This is a genomic window from Mesobacillus sp. AQ2 (assembly GCF_030122805.1).
GTDB classification, from domain to species: Bacteria; Bacillota; Bacilli; order Bacillales; family Cytobacillaceae; genus Mesobacillus; species Mesobacillus oceanisediminis_A.
In genome coordinates this window covers 3302713-3329539 of the sequence record NZ_CP126080.1, presented here as the reverse complement: position 1 = coordinate 3329539, position 26827 = coordinate 3302713, and the positions used below count along the sequence as shown (strand labels likewise).

Here is a 26827-nt window from a genome sequence, read left to right as displayed (position 1 = left end):
TAGGGTATGTGCCCAGTTCTAAATTCGTGACAATTTTCTTGAGTGGAAAGTTCTTTTGTTTACTTTATGGGCAGTAAGAGATATACTACTTAAAGTAAATCGGAATGATTCTTATTTTGCAGGTGATAAAAGTGGATACGAATGATTACATCGTCCAGGTACAGGATGTTTATTACCGATACGATAAAGAAAATGTACTTGAAAATATAAATCTGTCTATTCTTCGAGGGAGCTTTTTGGCAATCGTTGGTCCTAATGGATCTGGAAAGTCGACGCTGCTGAAGCTGATGCTTGGTCTCATCAAGCCACAAACAGGCACTATCCGACTGTTTGGACAGGATATCAATAAGTTTAGGGAGCAGCATAAAATCGGGTTTGTGTCGCAAAAGGCCAATTCCTTCAACACGGGCTTCCCTGCTACTGTTTTTGAGGTGGTGGCCAGCGGGTTGACGAAAAAACTCGGGCTGTTCCATTTTTTAAAGAAGACAGACCATGCAAAGATTAAACTGGCGATTGAATCTGTCGGGATGGGAAAATTCCTGGACAGGAATATCGGTGAGCTATCCGGGGGCCAGCAGCAAAGAGTGTTCATTGCCAGGGCACTTGTGAGCGAACCTGAATTGCTGATTCTGGATGAGCCGACGGTCGGTGTCGACGTGCAGAATGTAAACTCCTTTTATGAAATGCTCGAAACACTTAACAAAGAGAAGGGAATTACTTTGCTTCTGGTGACACATGATATCGGCACGATTTCCGAAAAAGTCACAAATGTAGCATGCTTGAATAAAAATATGCATTTCCATGGAAGTGCCGAGGAATTCGAACAATTGAAGCTGAATGATGTATCAGAAATATATGGGCATGATGTGCATGTTTTGACTCATGACCATGATCATCATCACGGGGGAGGCCACCATCATGATTAGTGGACTGATGCAATACGAGTTTTTGCAGAATGCCTTTTTGACCGGCATGATCATTGGTGTGATCGCTCCCCTTCTCGGCGTTTTCATTGTTGTAAGAAGGCTTTCCCTTATAGCTGATGCCCTTAGCCATGTTACCTTGGCGGGAATCGCAGCAAGCCTGCTGCTTGAGAAAAAGTTCATGGTTTTCAGCGGCCTAAATCCGCTTTACATGGGGATGGCTTTTTCGGTTGGCGGATCGCTGTTCATTGAAAAACTCCGCACAGTTTATAAGCATTATCAGGAACTGGCAATTCCGATTATCCTTTCGGGTGGAATTGGACTCGGCGTTATTTTTATTTCACTTGCCGACGGCTTCAATACAGATTTGTTCAGTTATTTATTTGGAAGCGTCAGCGCTGTAAGCAGAGCGGATTTATGGACCATCCTGATTATTAGTATCCTGGTGATCGCACTCGTTGCTTTGCTGTACAAAGAACTGTTTCTGTTATCATTTGATGAAGAATATGCTAGGGCAACCGGAATTGCTGCAAAGTCATTGCACTTTATTTTCATCGTCATGGTGGCACTGGTGATTGCAGCTTCCATGAGGATCGTTGGCATCCTGCTTGTTTCGTCCCTTATGACTTTGCCGGTGGCAGCAAGCATCCGGTTCGCCAAAGGATTCAAGCAGACGATTTTCTTCTCCATCCTGTTCGGTGAAATTTCGGTGCTGGGGGGCTTATTCCTGTCATACTACATGGATCTCGCTCCCGGCGGAACCATTGTCATGATTGCTGTATTCATCCTTGTGCTGGCTATCTGGCTAAAAAAACGCAGTGCAACAAGATCCATTTAAAGAGGTGTTATCATGAATGTGAATGAAGCAATGAACCTGCTGAAGGAACAGGGGTATAAACATACAGGTAAGCGTGAGGACATGCTCCAGCTATTTTCCGAACATGATAAATATTTGACGGCACGTGATGTCCTTGAGCAAATGAAGGAGAATTACCCTGGGTTGTCGTTTGATACGATCTATCGTAATTTAAGTGTGTTTGTAGAGCTGGGGATTCTGGAGATGACTGAGCTGTCAGGAGAAAAACATTTCCGTTTTACCTGTTCACATAAAGAGCATCATCACCATTTCATCTGCCTTGACTGCGGAAAGACAAAAGAGATTGAGACCTGCCCAATGAGGAATATCGAATCAAGCTTTAAGGGCTATGATATTTCGGGCCATAAGTTTGAAATATACGGAAGATGCCCTGATTGCATACACTAGTGCCTCTATTATCAGTTCAATATTGAAATGGAAAAACGGCCATCCTCAAATGGCCGTTTAACTGTTTTCTATCCAATTTCTTACCCATTCATTGGCTTCCTGCCAGTTGTTAACTCGAATGACGCCATCAGGGATTGGCTCCTGGTTATACGGGGTGTCAAAAAGGATGACTGGAATTTTCAGTTCTTCATGCAGATTGACCGCATTATCATGTTTATCCTCAAAGAAAATATCTACATCATACTTCCGTGCTGCCTGAATTTTATCATGTGAACCAATCAGGTGAATATCATGATATTTAAGCTCATTGGCATTAAACCACTCTTGAGTTAGTTCAAGTAAATGTGTGCCCCTCGCGCTGATGAAATACAATTCATGTTCATTTTCCCAGCTCTTCAGGATTTCCTTTGCTCCTGCTGCTAAAGGGGATTTGGAATAGATAACCGGTTCCATTTTTTTGAACCAGGCTGCAAACTCTTTTTCACTTACTGTTACAAGCGGCATAAAATCATACTGCTTGATATCATCAAGGGTAATATCCAAATCGAATGCTTCGTTCAAATACGGTACAAATGTGGTGGGACAGGTGACTGTTCCATCTATATCTATGCCAAAACGTCTTTTCATCAGTCTGCTCCTTAACATTGATCTCCTATTAATTTTACCAAATATGGATAGCACGCAAAAGATTAACTTTTTCGTGCATCAGTCAAACATTGCCATGATGAAAATCAATCCACTCGTAAACAATAATAAATGCTCCACTTAAGAAAGCGAGGGATTAAAGTGGCAGACCAAGAGCGAAAACAGATTGGTACCGAATATATTACTGAACCTAAGCAGGATGTCATTACTATAAGGGATGCGCGTGACGAGATCTACCAGGAGGAAACAGCAACAGAGCTGTATACTCCTGAACGTGATGAGCATTATCAGGAAATGACGGCAATCGCCGGACCTGGACGTGATGAGCACTACCAGGAAATGACGGCTATCGCCGGAAGTGATCGTGATGATCACTATCAGGAGATGACAGCGATTGCGGTGCCTGTTCGTGAAGAACATTATCGTGAGGAGACAGCGGCTGAAATTGCTGCTCCTGCACCCCCTGCGATCAGAAGAAGGTCAGAAGAAGAAAGTACAACTGGAGGACGGGGGCTTGCATACTCGGCTCTTGCCCTATCGATCTTGTCGCTGTTTATTTTGCCTGTTCTTTTCGGAGCAGCTGGAATTGTCCTTGGCTTCATGGCCCGCCGTCGGGGTTCCGCTATCGGCAGCTGGGCGATTGGAATAGGGATAATCTCCATTCTGGTCGGCATCTTTATTCTTCCGTTCTTTTGACGGAAAATGCCAAAAAAATGCCCGGGATTCCCGGGCATTTTTTATATGCTTATTTTTGGAGGGCAGCTTCCTGAAGCTTCTCCTCGGCGATTTTATCGATTTCTTTCTTTAATTCTTCTACCATTGTTTCTTCAGGTACTTTACGGACAATTTCTCCTTTGCGGAAAAGCAGTCCTTCCCCTCTGGCGCCGGCAATACCGATGTCGGCTTCCCGTGCCTCACCAGGACCGTTTACAGCGCAGCCGAGCACGGCCACTTTGATCGGTGCTTTGATCTTTGAGATATATTCTTCCACCTCATTGGCGATGCTGATCAAATCGATCTCGATTCGTCCACACGTTGGGCACGAAATCAATGTTGCGGCATTGGCAGCCAGGCCGAAAGATTTTAACAGCTCTCTTGCTACCTTTACCTCCTCTACCGGGTCTGCACTTAGTGACACCCTAACCGTGTTCCCGATTCCTTTGCTAAGGATCGCCCCAAGGCCAGCGGCACTTTTTACAGTTCCGGCAAATAAAGTTCCTGATTCGGTGATTCCAAGGTGCAGCGGATAATCGAAGGCCTTTGCTGCTTTCTCATATGCTTCAATTGCAAGGTTCACGTCTGAAGCCTTCATGGAAACAATGATATTGTGGAAATCAAGATCCTCAAGGATTTTGATGTGGTGCAAAGCACTTTCCACCATGCCATCTGCAGTAGGGTAACCGTATTTTTCGAGGATTCGTCTCTCTAGTGATCCGGCATTTACACCGATTCTAATAGGGATACCCTTCTCTTTTGCTGCCTTTACAACAGCTTCTACCTTTTCGCGCTTGCCGATATTCCCGGGATTGATCCTGATCTTATCAGCTCCCCCTTCGATTGCTTTAAGCGCCAGGCGGTAATCAAAGTGGATATCAACTACCAAAGGTATATTGATTCGTTTTTTTATTTCAGAAATCGCATTAGCTGCTCTTTCATCCGGACATGCAACCCGGACAATCTGGCAGCCTGCTTCTTCAAGGCGTTTAATCTCGGCAACAGTCGCTTCGACATCATGTGTCTTGGTAGTTGTCATACTCTGGATGACAACTTCATTGTTACCGCCAATTGTTAAATTCCCAACCTTTATCGGGCGGGTTTTAGTACGATGTATGATTTCACTCAACAGTGATTCGCTCCTTTAAAAAATGGAATTCATGATAAATTTCCTTAAGATGCACAACCCCATTTTATCAATCTTTTGTTCAAATTGACAAGGAAAGACTTTCTTAGTTAGGCTTTGTTAATTTCGACTGCTGTAATCCGGGAATTTATAGGTATTGCCAAATTTGATTTTTTGGGGATCTGTCCCTCCATTAAGCTGTTTAAAGTCTTCTACCGCTTGGGAAACCGGGATTGCGAGAGGTTTTTTGGAATTGCTGTCGAGGACAGACAGTACTGTATCGCCAGGCTTGACTTCATGCTCGAAATAAGGAATCTTCTCCTCAGCCTGGCTTCCTGCTTCTTCCGATTCCGCTTCTACTAAAACTGGTTCTGACGTTCTCGCTGCGGGAAGCGTTCCTATGCTTAAATCATTATAAATCGCATATGCTAATACCAGGAAAACCAGGAATCCTGCCAATTTTTTCATGGAACCTTCCTCCTAAACAGCTTATACCATTATTTATGCAGGAAAAATAGAGTTAAGAACCAATTTGCTAGAAAAAATACCTATTAATTTATTTGGTCAGGAAGAAAGTGATTAAGATTTATTAAATCAGGGGAGATAGGTAGAAACTAAAAAAAATGCGCCCTTGGCGCATTTTTAAATCTCTTCATTCTTCTGTACAGTTGGTATTTCCTTTATAGCTAATAGAAGAATCATCGATGCTACAAACCAGTTAATCGCAAAACTAAATGGCACCGTCGTTTTAAGGAATGCCATCAATGTAAAAAATAGAGTAGGGAGAGTTGTACTATAGGCAGACATTCTCCATAAATGTCTGTATTGAAGTTTCCTTTCGGCAAGGTTTTTTAATAGTAAACCGAAAAGTGCAAGTATCGAGACCTCTATGAATTTCATTCCTGCAGAAAAGACAAAAATGATGATAAACAGTAATCCGAGCATGACTGGGAGAGAAGATTCCGCCGTTTCAATGAGGGATTGAACATCCTCTTTGGATAAGTTCCCAGTCGAGAAAAGGGAATAGGGCACCGTATGGGTTTGGCCGCCCGCACTAAGGACAACCTCATGCTCCAGCATTCCGATAGTAGTCTCCATATTTTTCATATCCTTTTCCTCTACGGCGCCCGTTGGATCGAAAATAATCGTGTAAAGATCTCTTTTCAAGGTGATCGGCGCCTTAATATCCGATTTTAGCACGCCTTCCTCTATGGAAAAGGGAGGCAGGTCATTTGAGACAACTTGCTTTGCCGAGTCAATTGCTCCAGAAATGGCAGTAAACATATAAAAAATAACTGGCAGAATGGATAGTAACGTTAATAAGAAAACAAATAGAATGGTTTTTCCGATGCCCTGAAAGCGGGTAATCGCAATATCTTTAGGTGAATACAGGCTTTTTGCCATTTGGGTAATAAGATTCATCATTACACGTCCTTTAATAGATTCCATTGTCTATTTTAGCTTTTTAAAGGAGATTATAACAAGCAATTCAAACTTCTCTTGTAACATTTCTGTAATATTACTCCTGAATGTTAAGGTATTGTAAATTCGGCTCTTAAACAGTTTACTTTTTATTAATAATTCCTTCATAATGATTGTGTTTGTAGATGTTTGTCGAAATAAATCTAGGGGTTGAAAAAATGGAATTGAATTTACAAGAAATGCTGTTTGAATTCTTTGGGGGTCTTGGAATTTTCTTATACGGCATTAAATTCATGGGAGATGGGCTGCAAAAATCAGCAGGGGATCGACTAAGGGATGTCCTGGACAAGTTCACGACCAACCCGGTAATGGGTGTACTGGCTGGTCTGATTGTTACGGTTTTAGTACAGAGCAGTTCAGCGACCACAGTTATTACGGTTGGACTGGTAAGTGCCGGTTTCATGACATTGCGCCAGGCAATTGGAGTCATCATGGGTGCGAACATTGGTACGACAATCACTGCATTTATCATCGGAATTGACGTAGGTGAATATGCGCTTCCAATCATTGCCGTTGGTTCAATACTTTTATTCTTCTTTAAAAGTAAAAAAGTCCATAACATCGGACAGATTGTTTTTGGATTCGGTGCGTTATTCTATGGATTGGAACTGATGAGTGGAGGAATGAAGCCTTTAAGGAGTCTTGAATCATTCCACGACTTGACTGTGGAATTAAGCTCAAATCCATTCCTTGGGGTTGTAATTGGTACTTTATTCACAGTGATTGTTCAGAGTTCGAGTGCGACGATCGGTATTCTTCAAGGTTTGCACGCTGAGAATCTGATCAATCTTCAGGGAGCTCTCCCTGTATTATTTGGTGATAATGTTGGGACAACCATTACAGCTGTGCTTGCTGCCATCGGTACTTCGGTTGCGGCAAAAAGAGCTGCTGCTACCCATGTATTATTCAATTTGATAGGTACAACGCTGTTTTTAATATTATTGAAGCCATTCACACTTTTAATAGAAATGCTCAGGGATCAACTTTCTCTTAACCCTGAAATGACAATAGCTTTTGCTCACGGTATTTTCAACTCAACGAATACGATAATTCAATTGCCATTTATTGCGGTTTTGGCTTTCATTGTGACAAAGCTGATTCCGGGAGAAGACTCAATTGTCGACTACAAGGCACAGCATCTTGATCCGGTATTCATCGAGCAATCACCGTCTATCGCTCTTGGCCAGGCTAAAGAAGAAGTTCTTCGCATGGGTAAGTTCGCATTAAAGGGACTTGAAGAAACGAATGAGTTTTTGAAAACAAAAAATACAAAGCATTCCGGGAATGCCTATCAGCTTGAGGAAGCCATCAATAATCTTGACCGCAAGATTACAGATTATCTGGTGGATCTTGCCACAAGCTCTCTATCTGAGCATGAGTCAGAAGAACACAGCATGTTGATCGACACTGTTCGGGATATTGAAAGAATCGGTGACCATTTTGAGAATATCATCGAACTTATTGAATACCAGCAGGCTAATAAAGTGAGAATGACAGACACAGCCATGGATGACCTGGAAACAATGTTTAACTTGACTGTCAGTACGGTCGAAGAGGCATTGCAGGCACTAGATCAGAAGAATCTTGATGCAGCCCGGGCTGTTGTAACAAAAGAAGATGAAATTGACGGCATGGAACGCAGATTAAGAAAGCAGCACATTATGCGTATGAATGAAGGTCAGTGTTCGGGCCAGGCTGGTATCGTGTTCGTCGATATCATCAGCAACCTTGAACGGATCGGCGACCATGCAGTAAATATCGCAGAGTACGTTTTGGGAGAACAAAAATAGTGGTAAAATAAGCAAGGGGAAACCCTTGCTTATTTTTTATCATTAGATTTCATAGTTTGCAGTGAAAAGGATGGATTGTATGGATGCATTATACTGGTCAATAATAGGGCTATTATTCGCAGGCGCATTTGCGAGCCTGGTAATACCGATTTTGCCTGGTGTTCTTTTCATGCTGGGCGGTTTTATTTTATATGGCGTTTTTTATTCCTTTGACCCATTTAACTGGTTTTTTTGGACGATTCAGGGTGCGTTCGTCGCCTTGTTGTTCGGTGCTGACTATATTGCGAACATCATAGGTGTGAAAAAGTATGGGGGAAGCAAGGCTGGTATCTGGGGAAGTACAATCGGACTGATCGTTGGACCTTTTGTCATCCCAATTGTCGGTATCCTTGTCGGTCCGTTTATCGGAGCGGCGATTGCGGAGTTGCTGGTCAATAAAAAGAACCTGAATGACGCGATCAAAATCGGTTTCGGTTCAGTGGTAGGATTTGTCAGCAGCGTAGTGACGAAAGGAATCATCATGGCAGTCATGCTTGTTTATTTCTTCCTGATCATATAAAAAAATCGTGCTGATGCAGCACGATTTTTTTATTCCATTTAGGTTGACCTGGCGCAGAGGTCAATTTAATCCGCAGATTTCAAATGAACAATTCTGGCAATCGACTTCCCGCTTTAAATAGCTAAGGTTTTTAACAGTGAATTTTAGCTGGTCGTAGGCAATGATGTCTTTTTCGCGCAATTCCTTCAGCATCCTTTGGATTACTTCACGCGTTCCATAGGTCAGATTGGCAAGTTCCTGGTGTGTGAGCGGCAAATCAATCAGGATGCCCTCATCTGTCATCACTCCGTAGCTGTTGCACAGCCTGATCAAAATGGAATACAATCCGCCTTTTTTACCGTTCATGATCAGATCCTGGCACTTCATTTGCGCCTTGAGGTATCTTGTGCTCAGCCAATTCACCAGTGCATTCATGGCGGTGTTATCATTAAGGACGAATTCCTCGAACTGTTCCCTTTTGATCATCAGGACCTCACAGTCTGTGAGAGTTTTTGCAGAAAAATGGTATCGTGGAGTATGTTTGAACAATTCATATTCTATGATCATTTCTTCGCCGTTCAGGATTTTGAGGATGAATTCCTTTCCCTTCATGTGGACGCGTCCGACAGAGACACTTCCGCTCAGGATAATATAAACGTTCTGAACATTTTCGTCTTCCTGAAAAAGGAGGGTATCTGCTTTAATTTTTTGGATTGTTTCCTTATCAATGAAGTTTTGTAAAATTAAACTGTATAATGATATATTTTTGTCCATCAGGATCGTCTCCTTATTATTCCTCTCTATACTTTGATTTAAAAGAATTGTTGCTACTGTGTCAATTGTGTTTTGGAAATAAATGGGTGTGTTTTTGGTGAGGTGCGACAAATATCGTTGACACGACTGCATTCGGGGAATATTGACGATTTTCTGAAACTTGTTTTAATTGGCTCAGGTAAAGATGAATGTAGATTTATAAACCCTGTGGATTGAAAAGAAAGGTGCGTAGACTGCTCCAAAAATGAACCTGTCTGAAATTAACTCTGCTTCGGACAGGTTTTCGCTGGTTTCCCCCAAACCTGTCTGAAGTTAGCTCTGGTTCGGACAGCTTTTCGCTGGTTTCCCCCAAACCTGTCTGAAGTTAGCTCTAGTTCGGACAGCTTTTCGCTGGTTTCCCCCAAACCTGTCTGAAGATGCCTCTGGTTCGGACAGCTTTTGCTGCTTTTCCCCCAAACCTGTCTGTAGATGCCTTTAGTTCGGACAGGTTTTGCTGCTTTTCCGCCAAACCAGTCCTAAGTTAGCTCTGGTTCGGACAGCTTTTCGTTGTTTTCCCCCAAAGCTGTCTAAAGTTGCCTCTGGTTCGGACAGGTTTTCGTTGATTTCCGCCAAACCTGTCTGAAGTTGCCTCTAGTTCGGACAGCTTTTCGTTGTGTTCCCTCAAACCTGTCTGAAGATGCCTTTAGTTCGGACAGCTTTTGCTGCTTTTCCGTCAAACCTGTCAGAAGATGCCTCTAGTTCGGACAGCTTTTCGTTGATTTCCCCCAAAGCTGTCTGAAGTTGCCTCTGGTTCGGACAGCTTTTGCTGCTTTTCCCCCAAACCTGTCTGAAGATGCCTCTTGTTAGGACAGCTTTTGCTGCTTTTCCGTCAAACCTGTCTGAAGGTGCCTCTAGTTCGGACAGGTTTTCGTTGATTTCCTCCAAACCTGTCTGAAGTTAGCTCTAGTTCGGACAGCTTTGCTGCTTTTCCGTCAAACCTGTCTGAAGATGCCTCTAGTTCGGAAAGGTTTTCGTTGATTTCCTCCAAACCTGTCTGAAGTTGCCTCTGGTTAAGACAGCTTTTCGCTGTTTTCCCTCAAACCTGTCTGAAGTTAGCTCTACTTCGGCCAGCTTTTGTATCCTTTCTCCCAAACCTGTCTGAAGTCGCCCCTGGTTCCTTATTTTCCTCGTGCGTGGGCAAGTTCGAGGCAGCTTCTTAATGTCCTCGGTGCAGCAGCTCTAGTGGGACTCCACAGGAGGAAAGCGGCGAGGAAAATCCGCTCCAGCCCTGCGGAACGCGAAGCGACTGGAGAGAAAATCATCAGCCTTGTTTATTAAAACCTTATGAATAAAAGTAGGGGGATCGGGGAAGTTTAATCTCGTTAAGCCAAAGCATTTTATTTGAAACCATTACCGTTCTTTGGTAATCTAATCATGAAGCACTTTTAGAACAATTCTAATTACTGAATTGTATGAAAGATTGTTCCGAAAGTGAAACACGATACATAGGAGGATGTTAAAAATGGCATTTGAATTACCGCAATTACCTTACGCATATGATGCACTTGAGCCACACATCGACAAGGAAACAATGAATATCCACCACACAAAGCACCACAACACTTACGTTACAAATCTTAACAACGCTTTGGAAGGAAACGAAGAGCTTCTATCTAAATCTGTTGAAGAAGTCGTTTCTAACCTGGATGCTGTTCCTGAAGCAGCACGTACTGCAGTTCGCAACAATGGCGGCGGCCATGCGAACCACTCTCTATTCTGGCAAGTCATTTCTCCAAACGGAGGCGGCGAGCCTACTGGAGAATTGGCTGAAGCAATCAACTCCAAGTTCGGCGGCTTTGAAGGTTTCAAAGAAGAATTCTCAAAAGCAGCAACTACTCGCTTTGGCTCTGGCTGGGCTTGGCTAGTTGTTAACAATGGCGAGCTAGAAGTGACTAGCACTCCAAACCAGGACTCTCCTTTAATGGAAGGCAAGACGCCTATCCTTGGATTGGATGTTTGGGAGCATGCTTACTACCTGAACTACCAGAACAGAAGACCAGAATACATTGGTGCATTCTGGAACGTCGTTAACTGGGAAGAAGTTAGCAAGCGTTTCGCTTCTGCGAAATAATAGAGTGAATATGCGAGAGGCTGCAGTTATTGCAGCCTCTCTATTTGTTTTGTCAGGTTTTCCTTTCAAAGACCCTTCAGAAAACTGAATAACCCCGATTGCTTTGTAAGAAACTACCCAAGAGAAAAGGGGAGTCGATCATGAGCAAAGTAAACAAATTATTAGGAGACATTGAACTGACAAAGGATTTGGCGCTCCTATTGATTATTGGGGGTTTGTACTCATTAAGCATTGCCCTTTCCAATACTTTTGTTAATATCTATTTATGGAAGCAATCCGGCGAGCTAGCGGATTTGGCAATGTATAATCTATCGATTGTCGTTGCCCAGCCTCTCACCTTTATCCTTGCTGGGAGATGGGCAAAGAAGGTCGACAGGGTCATTGTGCTCCGCATTGGTGTCATCTTTCTCGCGCTTTTTTATGTCACGGTATTGTTTGTGGGCACAAAAGCGTCCGACTTTTTATTGCTGCTTGGTGTCCTTTTGGGAATCGGCTATGGTTTCTATTGGCTTGCTTACAATGTCCTCACCTTTGAGATCACCGAGCCGGAAACACGTGATTTTTTTAATGGATTTCTTGGAATTCTAGGTTCTGTTGGAGGCATGATCGGACCGGTGGCTGCAGGTTTCATCATTTCAAGATTAGAAAAGCTGACAGGTTATACAGTGGTTTTTGGACTTTCACTGGGATTGTTTTCAATCGCTGTTTTATTGAGTTTTTTCCTAAAGCGCCGGCCAGCCCATGGCAAGTATTGGTTCAGGCGGATTATTACTGAAAGGAAGCATGACAAAAATTGGCGGATGGTTACGAATGCGCATTTCTTCCAGGGACTTAGAGAAGGGGTATTTGTATTCATCGTATCCGTTTTTGTTTTCATTGCCACAGACAGCGAAATGGCTTTAGGTACTTATGGATTGATTAATTCCGGGATATCCTTTCTTGCTTATTACTTTGTATCCCGTACTCTGAAAAAAGAATATCGGAAACAGTCAATACTGGTTGGCGGACTGATTCTGTTCCTGGCGATTTTCTTGATTATATTTGATATTAGTTATTTCCGGCTTCTATTATATGCTGCCATGATTGCAGTTGCTTACCCGCTGCTCCTTGTTCCATATGCTTCAATGACTTACGACGTGATTGGGCGCGGCTGGAAAGCGGCTGAAATGAGGGTCGAATATATTGTCGTCCGGGAATTATTCTTGAATCTAGGCCGTGTCTCTTCGATTTTATTATTTCTGCTGGCAACTCACCTGTTCAGCGAAAAACAGGCTATCCCCGTCCTTTTGGTCATCCTTGGAAGCGGGCATACAATGATTTACTTCTTTATAAGGAAAATTCATTTAAAACCTGCATAGCGGGGAGACTTATGAAATTACAAGCAAATGAACCGGGCGTAAAGCCCGGTTTTTCATTCTTTTGAAAAATGGAAAAATATTCTGCAGTTGTTTATTGATAGAAAATGATGAGGATTTTAGTTAAAATAAAGGATAGTGAATAAAGCCATGGACATACAGACTGAAGAGGTGGGAGAGGCTTGAACAAAAAGAAAAAGAAGAAAACGCATGTGCCATTCAGGCTGAATATGGTGTTTTTTGCGGTGTTTGTGTTATTTTCGATGCTGATTCTAAGGCTTGGTATCGTTCAGATTGTTTACGGTGAGGACTTCAAAAGGGAAATTGAACGGACAGAAGATGTGACCGTTAATAATCCTGTTCCAAGAGGGAAAATGTATGATCGGAATATGAAAGCTATTGTCGACAATACGCCGAGCAATGCAATCACGTATACAAAGAGCCAGAGCACCCAAACGAAGGAAATGCTAATGGTTGCAGAACGACTAGCAAAATTAATCGTCAAGGATACAGAAAATGACCTAAAGAAAGTCCGTGAAAGGGATAAAAAGGACTACTGGATTTTAAGGAATGAAGAGCGCGCACGAGAAAAAATCACAGAAAAAGAATGGGCGCAGTATGAGGAAAAAAAACTTGATGATAAAGCAATATACAATCTTCAGCTTGAGCGCATCACTGAAAATGAATTGAAAGAGTTAAAGAAGGATGATCTGGAAATCCTTGCAATCTTACGCGAGATGATGAGTGGATATGCTTTGTCCCCTCAAATCGTCAAAAAAGATTTAACACCTGAAGAGTTTGCCATTGTAAGCGAAAATCTTGAAATGCTGCCTGGTGTGGACACCACTACAGACTGGGAGCGTCAATATAGCTATGATAAAACACTCAAAACAATCCTGGGGAAGGTTAGTGATTCCGAAAAGGGACTTCCTAAAGAAAAGCTTGAGTATTATCTTGCCAGAGGCTATAGCAGAAATGACAGGGTAGGTTTAAGTTATATCGAGCAGCAATATGAAGATGTCCTGCACGGACAGAAAGCAAAGGTAAAGAACATCACCGATAAAGGCGGCAATGTTCTTGATACCCAGGTGATATCCGAAGGACAGCGGGGAAAGGATCTTGTGCTGACAATTGATATGGATCTGCAGCTTGCTGTTGATAAAATTATTGAAGAAGAATTACGGAAGGCGAAGCAGACATCAAGAACAGGGCTTCTTGACAGGGCATTTGTCGTGTTGATGGATCCCAATACTGGGGAAGTTTTGACACTTGCAGGGAAACAGATTGTCAAGGATGAAGATACAGGCAAGGATGTCATGCAGGATTTTGCGAGCGGCAATTTCACGACTTCATATAATGTCGGGTCTGCAGTAAAAGGTGCCACGATATTGACAGGTTTTAGCACCGGTGCGATCAGTCCGGGAACACAATTTTATGACACGCCTATAAAAATTAAAGGTACGAACCCGAAGAAGTCCTGGAAAGCGGGATTGGGTACTCTTGATGACCGTAATGCATTGAAGGTTTCCTCGAATGTATATATGTTCAGAACGGCGATCAATATTGGTAAAGGAAATTATAAGTATGATCAGCCATTGTATCTAGAGCCCGAGGCTTTTGATACCATGAGGAATCATTTCAGCCAATTCGGACTTGGTGCAAGAACCGGAATCGACTTGCCAAACGAAATGATCGGTTTTAAAGGAACAGAGAAAAGGCCAGGTCTCTTGCTCGACTTTGCCATCGGCCAGTATGACACGTATACTCCGCTGCAATTGGCACAATATGTTTCAACGATCGCAAATGGCGGAAATAGAATCCAGCCGAGAATTGTCAAGGAAATCAGGGAACCGGTCATGAAAAATGATGAGGTAGGTCCTGTCGTGAATGAATTTGAGCCTGTCATCCTGAATAAGGTCGATGCCAAGCCTGAATGGTTTGACAGAGTGCAGGAAGGTTTCAGGAGAGTCATGCAGGAACCGGGCGGTACGGCATATGGAGCATTTCATTCTGCGGAATATAAGCCAGCGGGAAAAACAGGGACTGCACAGGCATTCTATGATGGCCCAAAAAGGAAAAATTATGACATGCCGCCAGAAGTCATGAACTTAAGCCTTGTTGGATATGCCCCCTATGATAATCCTGAAATTGCCCTGGCAGTCATGGTCCCATGGGCGTATGAAGGCAATACGGGTCACCATGCAAATAATGATATAGGCCGAAGAGTCCTTGATACGTATTTTGATTTGAAAAAGAAACGTATGGAAGGGAACATGAACCCGGAACAACCGATACAGGAAGTTGAAAAGAAGGAAGCAGGAACTGAACTTTTAGAAGAAATTGCAGAAGATACCGAGCAATAAGAGTTTTTAAAAACTGTCTCACATGAGGCAGTTTTTTTTATCGTTTGGGAATACTATGCTTAACCGGCAAACCATACAATGCTTGTTTTTCGTCAATAGTATGCATCAATCCCGCAAATTTACAAAACCTTTACATTAAGTTAAAACATCCTTAAAAGAAAAACAGTATTCTTGGTCTTGTAGGACAAAACAACCACATCTCGTAGGGGGAATTCAAGAAATGAAGAGTCTTAAAAAGATGAGCCTGTTTTTAATGCTTGCAGCTGTTATGGTATTCACGGCAGCCTGCGGCGGTGGAGATAACGAAGGTGGAAACGGAGAAGAACTTGAAGGCAGCGTCGTAATAGACGGATCTGGCACAGTTTATCCTTTAATGGCACGTATGGCTGAGAACTATATGGGTGAACAGGAAAACGTATCAGTAGAAGTTAGCCGCTCCGGAACTTCAGCAGGTTTCAAGAAATTCCTTGCTAAAAACGGAACTGACTTCAACGATGCTTCCCGTCAGATTAAGGATGAGGAAAAAGCAAAAGCAGAAGAGCTTGGCATCGAAGTACAGGAAATGAAGGTTGCGCTAGATGGTATCACAATCGTCATCAATAAAGACAATGATTGGGCTACAGACCTAACTGAACAAGAAGTGAAAGATATTTTCCTTGCAAGTGCTGGAAAGAAGAAATGGTCTGATGTTCGCGCTGATTTCCCGGATGAAGAAATCAAGACTTATGGACCTAATGAAAACCACGGAACGTACGAATTCATGTTTGAAACAATCCTGGAAGAGCAGGATCTGCCGGAAAACATTAACTTACAGCAAGATTACTCTACTTTAGTAGACCTAGTTTCAAAAGATAAAAACGCGATTGGTTTCTTCGGATATGGTTACTATGAAAGCAATAAAGACAAGCTTTCAGCGGTTAAAGTAGACTTTGGCAACGGTCCTGTTGAACCTTCACTCGATACGATCAAAGAAGATGGCGACTATGCACCATTCACTCGTCCAGTGTTCACATATTTGAATGTAAATCAAGCTAAAGAGAAGCCACAAGTGCTTGATTATGCAATCTATACAATGAACAATGCACAGGATGTAGCAAAAGAAACTGGTTTCGCACCATTATCTGATGAAGACATCAAATCAACACTGGACACATTGAACGGCCTTAAGAAGTAAAGCCTTTACTAACGGGAGATGAGAGGTAAGACCTTCTCATCTCTTGCGTGTGTTTTTAATTATTAGATGGTCCCTGGGGTACTATAAGGGAAAGTTCTTTCTTGGATGAGAAGGATGAAAGGGGTTTTTTGCGTGGCAAAAAGCGTTGTTCACGAAGACGGCAAAAAGTTGAATGTTCGTGAAATGATATCAGAAAAGAAAAAGACAAAGAGCTTTACAAATTATACTGAAAAGTTCATACCAAAAATATTATTAGGGATTGCAGCAATCTCTGTCCTGACGACAATCGGAATTGTTCTTACATTATTAACGGAAACTATCGCCTTTTTTAAAGACGTTCCATTCATAGATTTCTTTACTGGCACTAAATTGAAGCCGCTAGGGGAAAATGCGGTATTCGGTGTTTTGCCTTTGCTGACCGGAACTCTCATTTCAACTGCTATCGCGATGCTTGTCGCGATTCCTGTTGGATTAATGACCGCCGTGTTCCTGAGTGAGTATGCTTCTGAAAAGACTCGAAGGCTGCTAAAACCAATTCTTGAAATTCTGGCAGGTATTCCAACGATTGTATATGGTTTCTTTGCCTTTACTTTCGTAACACCTTTATTAAGGTCATTCGTACCCGGACTGGAACCAACGAATATCCTTAGCCCGGGAATTGTCATGGGAATCATGATCATCCCGATGGTTGCTTCACTGTCGGAGGATGCAATGAGTTCAGTGCCAAATGCGATGAGGGAAGGAGCATTGGCCCTTGGTGCAACCAAGCTTGAGGTAACCTGGAAGGTTGTCATCCCTGCTGCGATTTCTGGTATTATTGCATCGTTCGTCCTTGGAATTTCCAGAGCTATAGGTGAGACGATGATTGTGACAATCGCGAGTGGCAGCTCCAAGAATTTTACTTTTGATGTCACGCAATCGATGCAGACAATGACAGCCTATATTGTAGAAGTAACCGGCGGAGAAGCAGCGGCAGGCTCAACTTTATACTACAGCCTATATGCAGTTGCCATGACTTTGTTTGTTTTTACATTGATCATGAACCTGGTCGCCCAGTTTATCTCTCGAAAGTTTAGGGAGGAATATTAATATGAAATATGTAGATTCCACTCAAGTCCAGAAAAAAATGGGCACACGGCTATTAGCGAATAATCTGGCAAAGGCACTCTTTTTCCTTGCGACCATGTTCGGACTTATGGTACTGATCGTTTTGATTTATCGAGTTCTTAAAGACGGATTACCTTGGATCAATATGGATTTTCTTATGAATCGATTATCGACTGATCCAGAAAGAGCAGGTATTTGGGGAGCAATCACAGGCACGTTTTGGCTTATGCTCGTAGTTGCCCCGGTAACAATGCTGCTTGGTATCGGTACTGCGATTTATCTGGAAGAATATGCGGCAAAAGGCCGTATAGCATCTTTCATTAAAACGAATATTTCCAACTTGGCCGGTGTTCCTTCCGTTGTGTTCGGAATCCTTGGATTAACAGTCTTTGCCAGAGCTCTCGATTTGGGATCCGTAGTTCTTGCCGGAGGATTGACAATGGCATTGCTGGTACTGCCAGTAGTAGTTGTGGCAAGCCAGGAAGCCATTCGCGCAGTACCACAATTCCTGCGGGAAGCTTCTTACGGTATGGGCGCCACAAAATGGCAGACAATCAAAAATGTTGTTTTGCCAGCTGCAATTCCGGGAATTCTTACTGGTGTAATACTGGCGCTTTCACGGGCAATCGGAGAAACAGCGCCACTTGTTGTTATTGGTATTCCAGCACTGTTAATACCTATTCCAGACGGAATCTTTGATAAGTTCACGATTCTGCCGGTGCAAATTTATTATTGGACAATTGACTCTGCCCTTGTTGCCGAATATGCCAACCTGGCAGCTGCGACAATTGTGATTCTGTTACTAGTGTTATTTGTGATGAATTCAATTGCCATTTTAATACGCAATAAATTCCAAAAGAGATATTAGTCTGGGAGGTTTTAACTTATGTCAGCAGTGACAGAGAAAACAAAAGCAACAGTACAATCCGACGCGGTGAATAATGCGCCAGAAAATTCAAAGGTTGTATATGAAACAAAAGACCTTAATCTTTGGTATGGTGAAGGACACGCATTAAAAAATATCAACTTAGTGATCAACGAAAATGAAGTAACGGCAATCATCGGCCCTTCCGGATGTGGTAAGTCAACTTACATCAAAACTTTGAACCGGATGGTTGAACTGGTTCCTTCTGTCAAGATTTCCGGTGAGATTTTATACAGGGGACGGAATATCCTTGAAAAGTCCTATCAAGTTGAGGATCTTAGGACGAGTGTAGGGATGGTCTTCCAAAAACCGAATCCATTCCCGAAATCAATCTATGACAATATTGCATATGGACCAAAAATCCACGGGATCCGTGATAAGAAAGTACTAGACGAAATTGTTGAGAAAAGCTTGCGAGGTGCCGCAATCTGGGATGATGTAAAAGATCGTCTGAATCAGAACGCATACGGCCTGTCGGGCGGACAGCAGCAGCGTATCTGTATCGCAAGGGCACTGGCAATTGAACCGGATGTCATCCTCATGGACGAACCGACATCAGCTCTTGACCCAATTTCGACCTTGAAAGTAGAGGAACTTGTACAGGAATTAAAGAAGGATTACAGCATCATCATTGTTACGCATAATATGCAGCAGGCTGCGCGTATTTCCGACAAGACTGCATTCTTCCTGAATGGAGAAGTCATCGAGTTTGCTGAGACGGATAAGATTTTCTCAAACCCGTCAGATAAGAGGACGGAAGATTATATTACAGGCCGTTTTGGTTGATGAACTAACTTGAAATTTGATTGGAAGGATGAGGACAATGGTAGTAAGAGGGAAATTTGACGAAGACCTGAAAACACTGCATGGAAAATTGCTTGAGCTCGGGAATTTTGCTGTCCATGCGCTAAACCAGTCACTGGTGGCACTTGAAAACAAGGATATCGAACTTGCACTGAAAATCCTTGAAGATGATGCTGAAGCAAATATCATGGAAGAGGAAATCAATGATTTTGCGATTCTGTTAATCGCAAAGCAACAGCCGGTTGCTGTCGATTTAAGAAGGCTGATTGTTGCGATCAAAATCGCGACTGATATTGAGAGAATGGCGGATTTCGCGGTAAATATTGCGAAATCGACAATCAGGATAGGAAAAGAACCGCTTGTAAAACCGATTGAGCACATCAAACAGATGCATCAATTATCAGTTGAAATGCTTAAACTTTCATTGGAAGCTTATAATGAAGAGGATCTCGGTAAAGCGAGACAGGTTGCGCAGATGGACGATCAAGTCGACGACCTGTATGGACAAACAATCAAGGAGCTGTTGAGCCTGGCCCAGACCAAGCCTGAACAGCTGGCCCAAATCACACAACTTTCATTCATCAGCCGTTATCTCGAACGAGCAGCTGACCATGTTACAAATATAGCAGAAAATGTTTTTTACTTAGTCAAAGGTAAGAGATATGATCTGAATCAATAAGGCGAAAGAGCAGGGGAATCCTTGCTCTTTTTATCATGGCTCTGTAAACAAGACTGTTTGATTTTAGTTCAAGGCTTCACTTTCCGTGAGGCTGCGCTAAGCCTCCACGAACTTGCCCACGCACGATGAAAATGCTTTGATTTTCGGAGGAGCCATTGCCTTCCACTACAAGCAACATTGGGCTTTAACAGTGCCTAAGCATAAAAAAAGACCCTCTAAATTGAGGGTCTTTTGCGTTTGTGGATTGTTATTATCTGTTTTTTGTAATGATCTTGGCAATTTGGTCGTAATCAAGACCGCTTTTTAATTCGTACTTGCCGATTTGTACCTTTGTATGGTAGCCCTTATCAATCAGGAATCTCTCGAATTTATTCTCATCATCGACGATTCCCTGGCTTGCTAGCATCGTGGCTACATCACCTGGTGACATGCCGCCTGCAATGATCAGTGTGAATGGTTTCTCCTCTTTTACTTCTTCCGCCTTCTCTGCAGGGGCTTCTTCTTTAGTTGTTTCTTCTTTTGGCTTATCTTCTTTAACAACTTCTGTTTTCTTTTCGTTAAGCTTCGCAAATTCGTTGTTGTTCAGCACCTTGTATCCTTTTTCTTCAAGAATCTTCTTAGCGTCTGAAACGGCAACTTTCTTTTCAGGTTCTTTTTCTTTTCCAGCGATCACGCTGCTGCCGGCCCATAGGAACACGGCTGCGAAAAGCAATCCTAATGCAAATGCTTGAGCTGTTCGTTTATTCATACGATCTGTCCTTTATCAACGAATTCATTAATGATTTCCTGAACTTCCTGAGTTGAAAGTGATGATTGCTTTGCGATCTGATTCAGATCCATCCCCTGCTGGGCAAGCGACCATACCTGGTTTTTGATGATCTCGTGAATTTGCTTTTTTCCTGTATTAAATGAAGATTGCCTGTCCAGGTTCGCATCGCCTACGAGCAATTCTTCTTCCAGTACTTTTAGTTTTTTCTTGATCTGGTAAAGATCTTGAATTTGCTGGATTGTCAGCTGGTCGATTTCCTCGCGCAATTCCTTGTATGGATCTTTCAAAAAGAAAGAAAGAGCGAAAAGGAGCGCGGCCAGGACAACCAGGCTAATGATGATGTAGCCCATCTATTATTCCTCCCGAGCTGTTATTAGAACACATAGAATAAGTTTACCATTCAAAATTCGAAAATTCGATTGATATTTTTTTCCTGAAAAAAAATGATAGTTTTGTCTTATTATGATTTCCATTCGTTGTAAACACTGTCGAATCACCGCCATATTTGTAATTCTAAATGACTATGGAAAAATAAATGGGCGTTTCTGCAAAGTGGATAAAGGACGCTGCAAATTACGACAATTTGCGTTCATTGTAGCAGTCATGAGAACGTGCTAACATAAATTTAATGAATATAATTCAATTTTCAATCATATAATGATGGTTTTGGAGGTCTGTCGTGACAAATAGCAATCAACAACTAAACAAGATTGAGGATCATTTAAAGGCGAAAATCCTCTCACCAGGCAAGTTATTTGTTTACTGGCACCTGCAGGAGGAAAAAGTACGTTTCATAGGCAAGTATTTTCTGATACCTGATGAACAGCTGATTCTGGCTTTACGCTTATCTGATCATGGCTCCCGAGCTGTCATCCATGAAGCAATCCTTCGCCCAGGAGTATCAAGCTGGCTGTTCAAGGGAGTCAACGCAACAAGCAACTACCAGGTTGAGTTGGGGCTCAGACACCAAACAGAAACATTCTTTCCAATGCTTCGATCAAATGTCATTATACAAAATCCCAACATCCAGATAGAGGAAGACAAACCGCTTTTGCCTGGATGGTCTGGAAAGGTGAGCACTTATACTTATTATGAAAACCTTGAAGGGAGCATCAACAAGTGAAGGGGTGGGGAGATCATGAAAAGAAAAAGATCCTTATGCTCACATGGGAGTATCCGCCGCAGATTATAGGCGGACTTGCGAGACATGTCCATGCTCTCGCAACAGAACTGGCAGCCATCCATCAGCAAATTCATGTTGTGACCAGCAAACAATCCTTCCAGTCAGATTATGCAAGAGATGGCCGTGTCCACATTCACCGTGTAGCACCACTAAATGCCCAGGATCCTGATTTCCTTTCATGGATAGGCGGATTCAATCTGGCTGTCATCGAAGAAGGATTGAAGTTGGCTAAACATGTTCAATTCGACCTTGTCCATGCTCATGACTGGATGACAGGTCCTGCAGCGGAATTTATCAGCAAAAAATTGGGGATTCCACTGATCGCAACAATCCATGGTACGGAATATGGCCGAAATAAAGGCATCTTTTCTGATCTCCAGCAATTCATATTCAAAAAAGAAAATGAACTCTGCCATCAGGCTGATGAAGTCATTGTCTGCAGCGATTATATGGAAGATGAGGTTAATACATTATTTAAAGTTTCAAAGGATAGAATCAATGTTATTCCGAATGGGACTAGATTAGAAGAAAAGCACAATCAGGATGTCGAGATTACAGAGATGTACCCATTTTTAACCAGAAAGAAACTGATATTTTCAATGGGAAGGATCGTCACGGAAAAAGGATTCGATACATTGCTTTCTGCGGCTGGACTTATGAGAAAGCATCATGATGTGTGTTTTGTGATTGCGGGGAATGGACCTTTATTGGAAACCTACAGGGATCAAGCAAGTAAGCTGGGACTTAAAGATTCTGTTCATTTTATCGGCTTCGTAAATGAAACAATCCGTGATGCGTTACTTATGAAAGCGGATATCGCTGTTTTTCCAAGTGAATATGAACCATTCGGACTTGCAGCAGCTGAGGCCCTTACCGCAGGGGTCCCGACTGTCCTGGCGAAAACAGGAGGCATGCAGGATCTGATTGAAGATTATAAAACCGGATTTTATATGCAGCCGGGTAATGAAAAAGATCTTGCGCTAACACTGGAATGGATTCTTGAAAATCAAACTGCGGCAAAGGAAATCGCCCGGACAGGAAGGATGAAAGTCCTTGAGAGGTTCAGCTGGGCACAAAATGCAAAGTCAACAGATAGTCTATATAAAAAGGTATTATCAAACAATCACAGAAGGAGGGTATTTAATGAAGATGAATGCTTATCTCCAAATTGACAATGAAGAGACTTACGAGCCAATCAAGAAACCATTGATATTCAGCCCTGGTTTATGGGTCAATGGAAAAGTGTACTGGCTAGGGAATATGTCGGAAAAACTTTTACCGCAGGAAGAATTATCAATAAAAATCAAGCTTGCAAATGTTCATTCAAAGGTTGAATTTTTTGAACTTTATGTTACGAACCATTCCAAAACTGAAAAGGAAGCCAAGCTGATCCTGATGCAGCGCCATGCTGAAAGTGCAAATGAACAATTCAGCTTTGTATCGCCGAATGAGAATGTCATTTATCACTTTGCGGATAAAAGAATCTACCTTGTCAATGGACTGAACAGCAGTGGCAGGATGAAGCAGTGCACTGTCCAGCCGATTTGGAATGTAAGCACTGAACGCCTTTGGAATTGCAGGGAGTCAGGGAAACTGAACTATCAACCAATGGCAAAAGGTTCTGCAGCCAGCCTGTTCTCGCTTGATCTGAAAATGAACCCCCGGGAAACCCAAAAAAGCAGCTGTTGGATCATTGAAGGAACGGAAAAAAACGCCGTTGTTCATTTGAATGCGCTCCTTTTAAAAAACACACTAGCAATCCCCGACAAAAAGTGATATTATAGAAAAGTCGTATGCACGAACCTAGCTTGAATAGTTTGGAGGGAAAATACATGCGTGTAAACATTACATTAGCTTGCACAGAATGCGGAGAGCGCAACTATATTTCTAAAAAAAATAAGCGTAACAACCCAGATCGTCTTGAGCTTAAGAAATACTGCTCTAGAGATAAGCGCGCGACAGTACATCGCGAAACAAAATAAGCAGCGGGATTTTTCCCAGCTGCTTTTTTGTTTGCCAAATTTCCATAGAGTGTTGGTCTTCCATGCACCATCGCATTTTAGGGTTTCAAGGCAAATACCGAAAGACTTCTGAACTGAACTATCTAAAAAGGCAGTCAATTTGCACATGAGCCTATCCAAAACCCTTTTTCCCACATGGTGTGAATGGTATTGTTAATACATAGATGTCAGGTACAAACAAAATAGCAAAGGGTTGGGGGAAAGAAGCATGGATACCAAAAAAAATCTCAGACAGTCGACAAAGGAAAAACTGTCAAAACTTAACCTGCCAGAATATGAAGATCAGTCCTATCAAATCGCACAGCAGCTGTTTCGTTCTGATGAGTGGATTTCAGCGACAACAGTAGCTCTCACTGTGTCGAAGGCTCCTGAAGTTGATACTTTTCAGCTCATCAGGAAGGGCTGGGAGCAGGGCAAAAGAATCGTTGTCCCTAAATGTGAACCTAAAACGAGGGGCCTTGATTTCAGGGAACTGAAGCGATTCTCACAGCTCGAAACCGTTTTTTATGGGCTGTTGGAGCCAATTGTCTCCGAGACCGTTTCAGTGGGCCGGGGAGAAATCGATTTGGTTGTGGTTCCTGGACTTGCGTTTTCGCATAACGGTTATAGACTTGGTTTTGGAGGAGGTTACTATGACCGTTTCCTGGCAGACTTCCAGGGAATGACAGTCTCCCTGGCTTTTAAAGATCAACTGGTTGATGAAGTCCCCGTTGAAAGCCATGACATACCCGTACAGAAAATCATTCACAGCGAAGGGGTAATCCATATTGGGAATTGATCAGATTTTGATCATAGGGTTTATCGCAGGAGTTGCTGGCATGTCTGCCTATTTTCAGCTTCTTAAACCATCTGGGGCTTTCGCGGCTTTTTTGACGGGTATATTGATATGGGCGGGATTTGGAATTAAGGGAATGATGTTATTGGGGGTTTTCTTCCTCACCTCCAGCCTGCTGTCCAAATATAAAAGCCAGCGCAAGGAACAATTGGGTGAATTACATGAAAAGGGCTCGGCAAGGGATTGGGCGCAGGTAGCAGCGAATGGGGGAACTGCAGCATTTGCTGGTCTGGCTAATTTCATATCCCCCGATCCTGTGTGGTTCATTGTTCTGGCGAGCTCCCTTGCCAGTGCTAATGGTGATACATGGGCTTCGGAATTAGGCGTATTGAGCAAAGTACAGCCATTATCGATCAAATCTTTTAAAAGGGTGCCAAGAGGAACTTCAGGTGCGATTTCAACTGTTGGAACAGCTGCAGCTGCGGGAGGTGCCTTGTTGATTGCCCTGACTGCTGATTACCTGTTTGCGATGGGCGCAGGGTGGACAGTGGCGGTTTTTCTGTTGGGTGTGACGGGAACGATGATCGATACCCTGCTCGGGGCTTATGTCCAGGCGGGATTCACATGCGTCAAATGCAATTTGCTCACAGAGAAAATACAACATTGCTCGGAACCAACCCGTCATGTTTCCGGGCTGGTCATGATGAATAATGATGCAGTCAATTTTCTCTCATGTTTTACAGCGGCCTTGGGGGGAATGTTATTATATAGCATCCTCTAACACACAGCTGAAAAGCTTTGATTTTTCTTCCTTAAATAAACTGGATTGAATTGTAACAAAGTGTTTATAATGATAACGTTTACTCTGTATAACAGCAATACATAATCATTGTGAAAAAAAGTACAATTAAGTCATCAATTATAATCTTAGGGGGAGATGCGATATGAAAAATCGTGTAAACCGTGTTGTTCTGGTTGGTACCGGCTTCGTTGGATCGAGTTATGCATTTGCGATGGTCAACCAGGGTGTAACAGAGGAATTAGTTCTTGTCGATCTGAATAAAGAAAAATCTGAAGGGGACGCAATGGACTTAAATCACGGGATGGCGTTCGCTCCTTCACAGACGAAAATATGGTTCGGTTCCTATTCTGACTGCAAGGATGCAGACCTGGTGGTACTCTGTGCAGGCGCAAACCAAAAGCCTGGCGAAACAAGACTGGATCTTGTGGAGAAAAACACGAGGATTTTTAAAAGCATAGTAGATGAAATTATGGCCAGCGGTTTTGACGGTATTTTTCTTGTCGCGACCAATCCGGTTGATATCCTTACCTATGCTGTCTGGAAATACTCGGGACTTCCAAAGGAACGAGTCATTGGCTCAGGGACCATCCTTGATACAGCCAGATTCAGATTCTTGCTTGGGGACTACTTCAAGGTGGATTCACGTAATGTCCATGCTTATATCATAGGGGAACATGGGGATACCGAACTGCCAGTATGGAGCCATGCGGATATTGGCGGGAAGCCGATTGCCAAGATGATTAAAGATCAGGAAGATTACAGGCATGATGACCTGGAGGAAATCTTCACGAATGTACGGGATGCCGCCTATCACATCATCCAGCGTAAAGGCGCAACCTATTATGGAATCGCCATGGGTCTTGTTCGATTGACAAAGGCCATCCTGCAGGATGAGAACTCCATCCTGACTGTATCCGCCCATCTGGATGGCGAGTACGGACACGATGATATCTACATTGGTGTACCAGCGATCGTCAATCGTAATGGAATCAGGGAGATCGTTGAATTGCCGCTGGAAAAAGAAGAACAGCAAAAATTTGACCATTCTGTAGAGGTTTTAAGAAAGGTCATGGATCCTGTCCTGAAGGCGTAAAAAAATGGGCTGTCCGTAAAGCAGCCCTTGTAACTTTTTTAAAAATTGAAACCGCTTTCTTCTATTATATATGGAACATTTTCTAACCCATCTTTTTTTGGTATGAAAGGATAAAAATGTGCTTTTATTCCTAAAATAAAAAGGGAGGGATATATATGGCAAGAAAAGTGGTTTCGATTTTTATGCTTGGCCTGGCGGGATACCTTGTATTCGGTAATAGATACCGGGTCATGAATATGCTTCTGGGAAACAGGTTCCTGCGCCGGGTGGCAGTGGGTTCGATCATGGGACTGCCCGGAATCAGAAGCAAGATGATGGGTTCATTATTTTCAGGACCTTCGGAATTCCAGTAAAAAGACCTTAAAAGGTCTTTTTCTGCTTTAAAGGCCTCTTTATATCTGGTATGAAGTT

General features: G+C 42.7%; 30 protein-coding genes. 22 read left to right on the top strand and 8 right to left on the bottom strand.

What is annotated here, in order from left to right; translation table 11 throughout:
- The first annotated feature begins 131 nt into the window (after positions 1–131).
- Genes QNH36_RS16860 through zur form a run of 3 tightly spaced genes read left to right on the top strand, consistent with a single transcriptional unit; the run spans position 132 to position 2187 of the window.
- A complete protein-coding gene (locus QNH36_RS16860) occupies positions 132–926 on the top strand; it encodes a metal ABC transporter ATP-binding protein (protein ID WP_144476182.1) in 795 nt (264 codons plus the stop codon).
- Positions 919–1761, top strand: coding sequence for a metal ABC transporter permease (locus tag QNH36_RS16855; protein WP_144476183.1), 843 nt, complete (start codon positions 919–921; stop codon positions 1759–1761). Before QNH36_RS16860 ends, QNH36_RS16855 begins: the two co-directional genes overlap by 8 nt.
- 12 nt (positions 1762–1773) lie before the next feature.
- On the top strand, positions 1774–2187 hold the full coding sequence (zur, locus tag QNH36_RS16850; RefSeq protein ID WP_144476184.1) for a zinc uptake transcriptional repressor Zur: 414 nt from the start codon (positions 1774–1776) through the stop codon (positions 2185–2187).
- 57 nt (positions 2188–2244) lie between these two features.
- Here the strand turns inward: zur and QNH36_RS16845 are convergent, their stop codons facing one another.
- On the bottom strand, positions 2245–2814 hold the full coding sequence (locus tag QNH36_RS16845) for a 5' nucleotidase, NT5C type (protein WP_283903843.1): 570 nt from the start codon (positions 2812–2814) through the stop codon (positions 2245–2247).
- A 159-nt stretch (positions 2815–2973) separates the two neighbouring features.
- On the opposite strand from QNH36_RS16845, the gene QNH36_RS16840 reads away from it, so the two are divergent.
- Positions 2974–3528 (top strand): DUF308 domain-containing protein, encoded by a 555-nt coding sequence (locus QNH36_RS16840; protein ID WP_251540905.1) that lies wholly within the window; start codon positions 2974–2976, stop codon positions 3526–3528.
- A gap of 49 nt (positions 3529–3577) precedes the next feature.
- Here QNH36_RS16840 and ispG read toward each other — a convergent pair whose 3' ends face one another.
- The 3 genes from ispG to QNH36_RS16825 all read right to left on the bottom strand — a co-directional run bounded on the left by ispG (position 3578) and on the right by QNH36_RS16825 (position 6097).
- Positions 3578–4666, bottom strand: a complete 1089-nt coding sequence (gene ispG / locus QNH36_RS16835) for a flavodoxin-dependent (E)-4-hydroxy-3-methylbut-2-enyl-diphosphate synthase (RefSeq protein ID WP_186326755.1) — start codon at positions 4664–4666, stop codon at positions 3578–3580.
- Between the two features lie 126 nt (positions 4667–4792).
- Positions 4793–5140, bottom strand: coding sequence for a LysM peptidoglycan-binding domain-containing protein (locus tag QNH36_RS16830; RefSeq protein WP_251540903.1), 348 nt, complete (start codon positions 5138–5140; stop codon positions 4793–4795).
- 174 nt (positions 5141–5314) lie between these two features.
- Positions 5315–6097, bottom strand: coding sequence for a DUF1189 domain-containing protein (locus tag QNH36_RS16825; RefSeq protein ID WP_251540901.1), 783 nt, complete (start codon positions 6095–6097; stop codon positions 5315–5317).
- Positions 6098–6312: 215 nt separating this feature from the next.
- Between QNH36_RS16825 and QNH36_RS16820 the strand changes: the two genes are divergently transcribed.
- Positions 6313–7944 (top strand): Na/Pi cotransporter family protein, encoded by a 1632-nt coding sequence (locus QNH36_RS16820; RefSeq protein WP_251540900.1) that lies wholly within the window; start codon positions 6313–6315, stop codon positions 7942–7944.
- 79 nt (positions 7945–8023) lie between these two features.
- Positions 8024–8503 carry a DUF456 domain-containing protein gene (locus tag QNH36_RS16815; RefSeq protein ID WP_251540898.1) on the top strand — a complete coding sequence of 160 codons (480 nt, stop codon included), beginning with the start codon at positions 8024–8026 and terminating at the stop codon, positions 8501–8503.
- A gap of 60 nt (positions 8504–8563) precedes the next feature.
- Here QNH36_RS16815 and QNH36_RS16810 read toward each other — a convergent pair whose 3' ends face one another.
- Positions 8564–9256, bottom strand: a complete 693-nt coding sequence (locus QNH36_RS16810; protein WP_251540896.1) for a Crp/Fnr family transcriptional regulator — start codon at positions 9254–9256, stop codon at positions 8564–8566.
- 660 nt (positions 9257–9916) lie between these two features.
- The gene (locus QNH36_RS16805; protein ID WP_144476198.1) at positions 9917–10180 is read right to left on the bottom strand and encodes a hypothetical protein; all 264 of its coding nucleotides are present in this window, start codon (positions 10178–10180) and stop codon (positions 9917–9919) included.
- Between the two features lie 577 nt (positions 10181–10757).
- Between QNH36_RS16805 and QNH36_RS16800 the strand changes: the two genes are divergently transcribed.
- From QNH36_RS16800 to phoU, 8 genes are all read left to right on the top strand, one after another.
- Positions 10758–11366 (top strand): superoxide dismutase, encoded by a 609-nt coding sequence (locus QNH36_RS16800; RefSeq protein WP_144476201.1) that lies wholly within the window; start codon positions 10758–10760, stop codon positions 11364–11366.
- A gap of 140 nt (positions 11367–11506) precedes the next feature.
- Entirely contained in the window at positions 11507–12724 is a 1218-nt protein-coding gene (locus tag QNH36_RS16795; protein ID WP_283903842.1) for an MFS transporter, read from the top strand.
- Positions 12725–12903: 179 nt separating this feature from the next.
- Complete coding sequence (locus tag QNH36_RS16790; RefSeq protein ID WP_481825284.1) at positions 12904–15084, top strand: peptidoglycan D,D-transpeptidase FtsI family protein; 2181 nt, start codon at positions 12904–12906, stop codon at positions 15082–15084.
- A gap of 220 nt (positions 15085–15304) precedes the next feature.
- Positions 15305–16258, top strand: coding sequence for a PstS family phosphate ABC transporter substrate-binding protein (locus QNH36_RS16785; RefSeq protein WP_144476210.1), 954 nt, complete (start codon positions 15305–15307; stop codon positions 16256–16258).
- Positions 16259–16372: 114 nt separating this feature from the next.
- Positions 16373–17347, top strand: coding sequence for a phosphate ABC transporter permease subunit PstC (pstC, locus tag QNH36_RS16780; RefSeq protein WP_144476213.1), 975 nt, complete (start codon positions 16373–16375; stop codon positions 17345–17347).
- A 1-nt stretch (position 17348) separates the two neighbouring features.
- Positions 17349–18233 (top strand): phosphate ABC transporter permease PstA, encoded by an 885-nt coding sequence (pstA, locus tag QNH36_RS16775; protein WP_144476216.1) that lies wholly within the window; start codon positions 17349–17351, stop codon positions 18231–18233.
- Positions 18234–18251: 18 nt separating this feature from the next.
- Positions 18252–19076 carry a phosphate ABC transporter ATP-binding protein PstB gene (gene pstB, locus QNH36_RS16770; protein ID WP_283903841.1) on the top strand — a complete coding sequence of 275 codons (825 nt, stop codon included), beginning with the start codon at positions 18252–18254 and terminating at the stop codon, positions 19074–19076.
- 37 nt (positions 19077–19113) lie between these two features.
- A complete protein-coding gene (phoU, locus tag QNH36_RS16765; RefSeq protein WP_144476222.1) occupies positions 19114–19773 on the top strand; it encodes a phosphate signaling complex protein PhoU in 660 nt (219 codons plus the stop codon).
- A gap of 250 nt (positions 19774–20023) precedes the next feature.
- Here the strand turns inward: phoU and QNH36_RS16760 are convergent, their stop codons facing one another.
- The gene (locus tag QNH36_RS16760) at positions 20024–20521 is read right to left on the bottom strand and encodes an endolytic transglycosylase MltG (protein ID WP_144476224.1); all 498 of its coding nucleotides are present in this window, start codon (positions 20519–20521) and stop codon (positions 20024–20026) included.
- The gene (locus tag QNH36_RS16755; RefSeq protein WP_144476227.1) at positions 20518–20892 is read right to left on the bottom strand and encodes a hypothetical protein; all 375 of its coding nucleotides are present in this window, start codon (positions 20890–20892) and stop codon (positions 20518–20520) included. Before QNH36_RS16755 ends, QNH36_RS16760 begins: the two co-directional genes overlap by 4 nt.
- Positions 20893–21221: 329 nt before the next feature.
- On the opposite strand from QNH36_RS16755, the gene QNH36_RS16750 reads away from it, so the two are divergent.
- From QNH36_RS16750 to QNH36_RS16715, 8 genes are all read left to right on the top strand, one after another.
- Positions 21222–21665 carry a DUF4912 domain-containing protein gene (locus tag QNH36_RS16750; protein ID WP_144476230.1) on the top strand — a complete coding sequence of 148 codons (444 nt, stop codon included), beginning with the start codon at positions 21222–21224 and terminating at the stop codon, positions 21663–21665.
- Positions 21662–22897, top strand: coding sequence for a glycosyltransferase family 4 protein (locus tag QNH36_RS16745; protein WP_251540891.1), 1236 nt, complete (start codon positions 21662–21664; stop codon positions 22895–22897). Before QNH36_RS16750 ends, QNH36_RS16745 begins: the two co-directional genes overlap by 4 nt.
- Complete coding sequence (locus tag QNH36_RS16740) at positions 22869–23501, top strand: hypothetical protein (protein WP_144476236.1); 633 nt, start codon at positions 22869–22871, stop codon at positions 23499–23501. The genes QNH36_RS16745 and QNH36_RS16740 overlap by 29 nt, the downstream gene beginning before the upstream one ends.
- A 56-nt stretch (positions 23502–23557) precedes the next feature.
- Complete coding sequence (gene rpmG, locus QNH36_RS16735; protein ID WP_084221782.1) at positions 23558–23707, top strand: 50S ribosomal protein L33; 150 nt, start codon at positions 23558–23560, stop codon at positions 23705–23707.
- A 247-nt stretch (positions 23708–23954) separates the two neighbouring features.
- A complete protein-coding gene (locus QNH36_RS16730; RefSeq protein ID WP_251540888.1) occupies positions 23955–24524 on the top strand; it encodes a 5-formyltetrahydrofolate cyclo-ligase in 570 nt (189 codons plus the stop codon).
- Complete coding sequence (locus QNH36_RS16725) at positions 24514–25302, top strand: DUF92 domain-containing protein (protein WP_251540885.1); 789 nt, start codon at positions 24514–24516, stop codon at positions 25300–25302. Before QNH36_RS16730 ends, QNH36_RS16725 begins: the two co-directional genes overlap by 11 nt.
- A 163-nt stretch (positions 25303–25465) precedes the next feature.
- Positions 25466–26416 (top strand): L-lactate dehydrogenase, encoded by a 951-nt coding sequence (locus QNH36_RS16720; protein WP_144476242.1) that lies wholly within the window; start codon positions 25466–25468, stop codon positions 26414–26416.
- A 155-nt stretch (positions 26417–26571) separates the two neighbouring features.
- Entirely contained in the window at positions 26572–26769 is a 198-nt protein-coding gene (locus tag QNH36_RS16715) for a hypothetical protein (protein ID WP_144476247.1), read from the top strand.
- Positions 26770–26827: the final 58 nt, after the last annotated feature.

Bases quoted from the DNA above. Each gene is read 5' to 3' on its own strand.
- QNH36_RS16820 (WP_251540900.1), top strand. From the start codon at position 6,313: ATGGAATTGAATTTACAAGAAATGCTGTTTGAATTCTTTGGGGGTCTT.
- pstB (WP_283903841.1), top strand. From the start codon at position 18,252: ATGTCAGCAGTGACAGAGAAAACAAAAGCAACAGTACAATCCGACGCG.
- QNH36_RS16720 (WP_144476242.1), top strand. From the start codon at position 25,466: ATGAAAAATCGTGTAAACCGTGTTGTTCTGGTTGGTACCGGCTTCGTT.
- QNH36_RS16740 (WP_144476236.1), top strand. From the start codon at position 22,869: ATGAAGATGAATGCTTATCTCCAAATTGACAATGAAGAGACTTACGAG.
- zur (WP_144476184.1), top strand. From the start codon at position 1,774: ATGAATGTGAATGAAGCAATGAACCTGCTGAAGGAACAGGGGTATAAA.
- pstC (WP_144476213.1), top strand. From the start codon at position 16,373: ATGAAAGGGGTTTTTTGCGTGGCAAAAAGCGTTGTTCACGAAGACGGC.
- QNH36_RS16855 (WP_144476183.1), top strand. From the start codon at position 919: ATGATTAGTGGACTGATGCAATACGAGTTTTTGCAGAATGCCTTTTTG.
- QNH36_RS16800 (WP_144476201.1), top strand. From the start codon at position 10,758: ATGGCATTTGAATTACCGCAATTACCTTACGCATATGATGCACTTGAG.
- QNH36_RS16810 (WP_251540896.1), bottom strand. From the start codon at position 9,256: ATGGACAAAAATATATCATTATACAGTTTAATTTTACAAAACTTCATT.
- phoU (WP_144476222.1), top strand. From the start codon at position 19,114: ATGGTAGTAAGAGGGAAATTTGACGAAGACCTGAAAACACTGCATGGA.
- QNH36_RS16730 (WP_251540888.1), top strand. From the start codon at position 23,955: ATGGATACCAAAAAAAATCTCAGACAGTCGACAAAGGAAAAACTGTCA.
- pstA (WP_144476216.1), top strand. From the start codon at position 17,349: ATGAAATATGTAGATTCCACTCAAGTCCAGAAAAAAATGGGCACACGG.
- QNH36_RS16825 (WP_251540901.1), bottom strand. From the start codon at position 6,097: ATGATGAATCTTATTACCCAAATGGCAAAAAGCCTGTATTCACCTAAA.
- QNH36_RS16755 (WP_144476227.1), bottom strand. From the start codon at position 20,892: ATGGGCTACATCATCATTAGCCTGGTTGTCCTGGCCGCGCTCCTTTTC.
- QNH36_RS16785 (WP_144476210.1), top strand. From the start codon at position 15,305: ATGAAGAGTCTTAAAAAGATGAGCCTGTTTTTAATGCTTGCAGCTGTT.
- QNH36_RS16760 (WP_144476224.1), bottom strand. From the start codon at position 20,521: ATGAATAAACGAACAGCTCAAGCATTTGCATTAGGATTGCTTTTCGCA.
- QNH36_RS16715 (WP_144476247.1), top strand. From the start codon at position 26,572: ATGGCAAGAAAAGTGGTTTCGATTTTTATGCTTGGCCTGGCGGGATAC.
- QNH36_RS16830 (WP_251540903.1), bottom strand. From the start codon at position 5,140: ATGAAAAAATTGGCAGGATTCCTGGTTTTCCTGGTATTAGCATATGCG.
- QNH36_RS16815 (WP_251540898.1), top strand. From the start codon at position 8,024: ATGGATGCATTATACTGGTCAATAATAGGGCTATTATTCGCAGGCGCA.
- QNH36_RS16795 (WP_283903842.1), top strand. From the start codon at position 11,507: ATGAGCAAAGTAAACAAATTATTAGGAGACATTGAACTGACAAAGGAT.
- QNH36_RS16845 (WP_283903843.1), bottom strand. From the start codon at position 2,814: ATGAAAAGACGTTTTGGCATAGATATAGATGGAACAGTCACCTGTCCC.
- rpmG (WP_084221782.1), top strand. From the start codon at position 23,558: ATGCGTGTAAACATTACATTAGCTTGCACAGAATGCGGAGAGCGCAAC.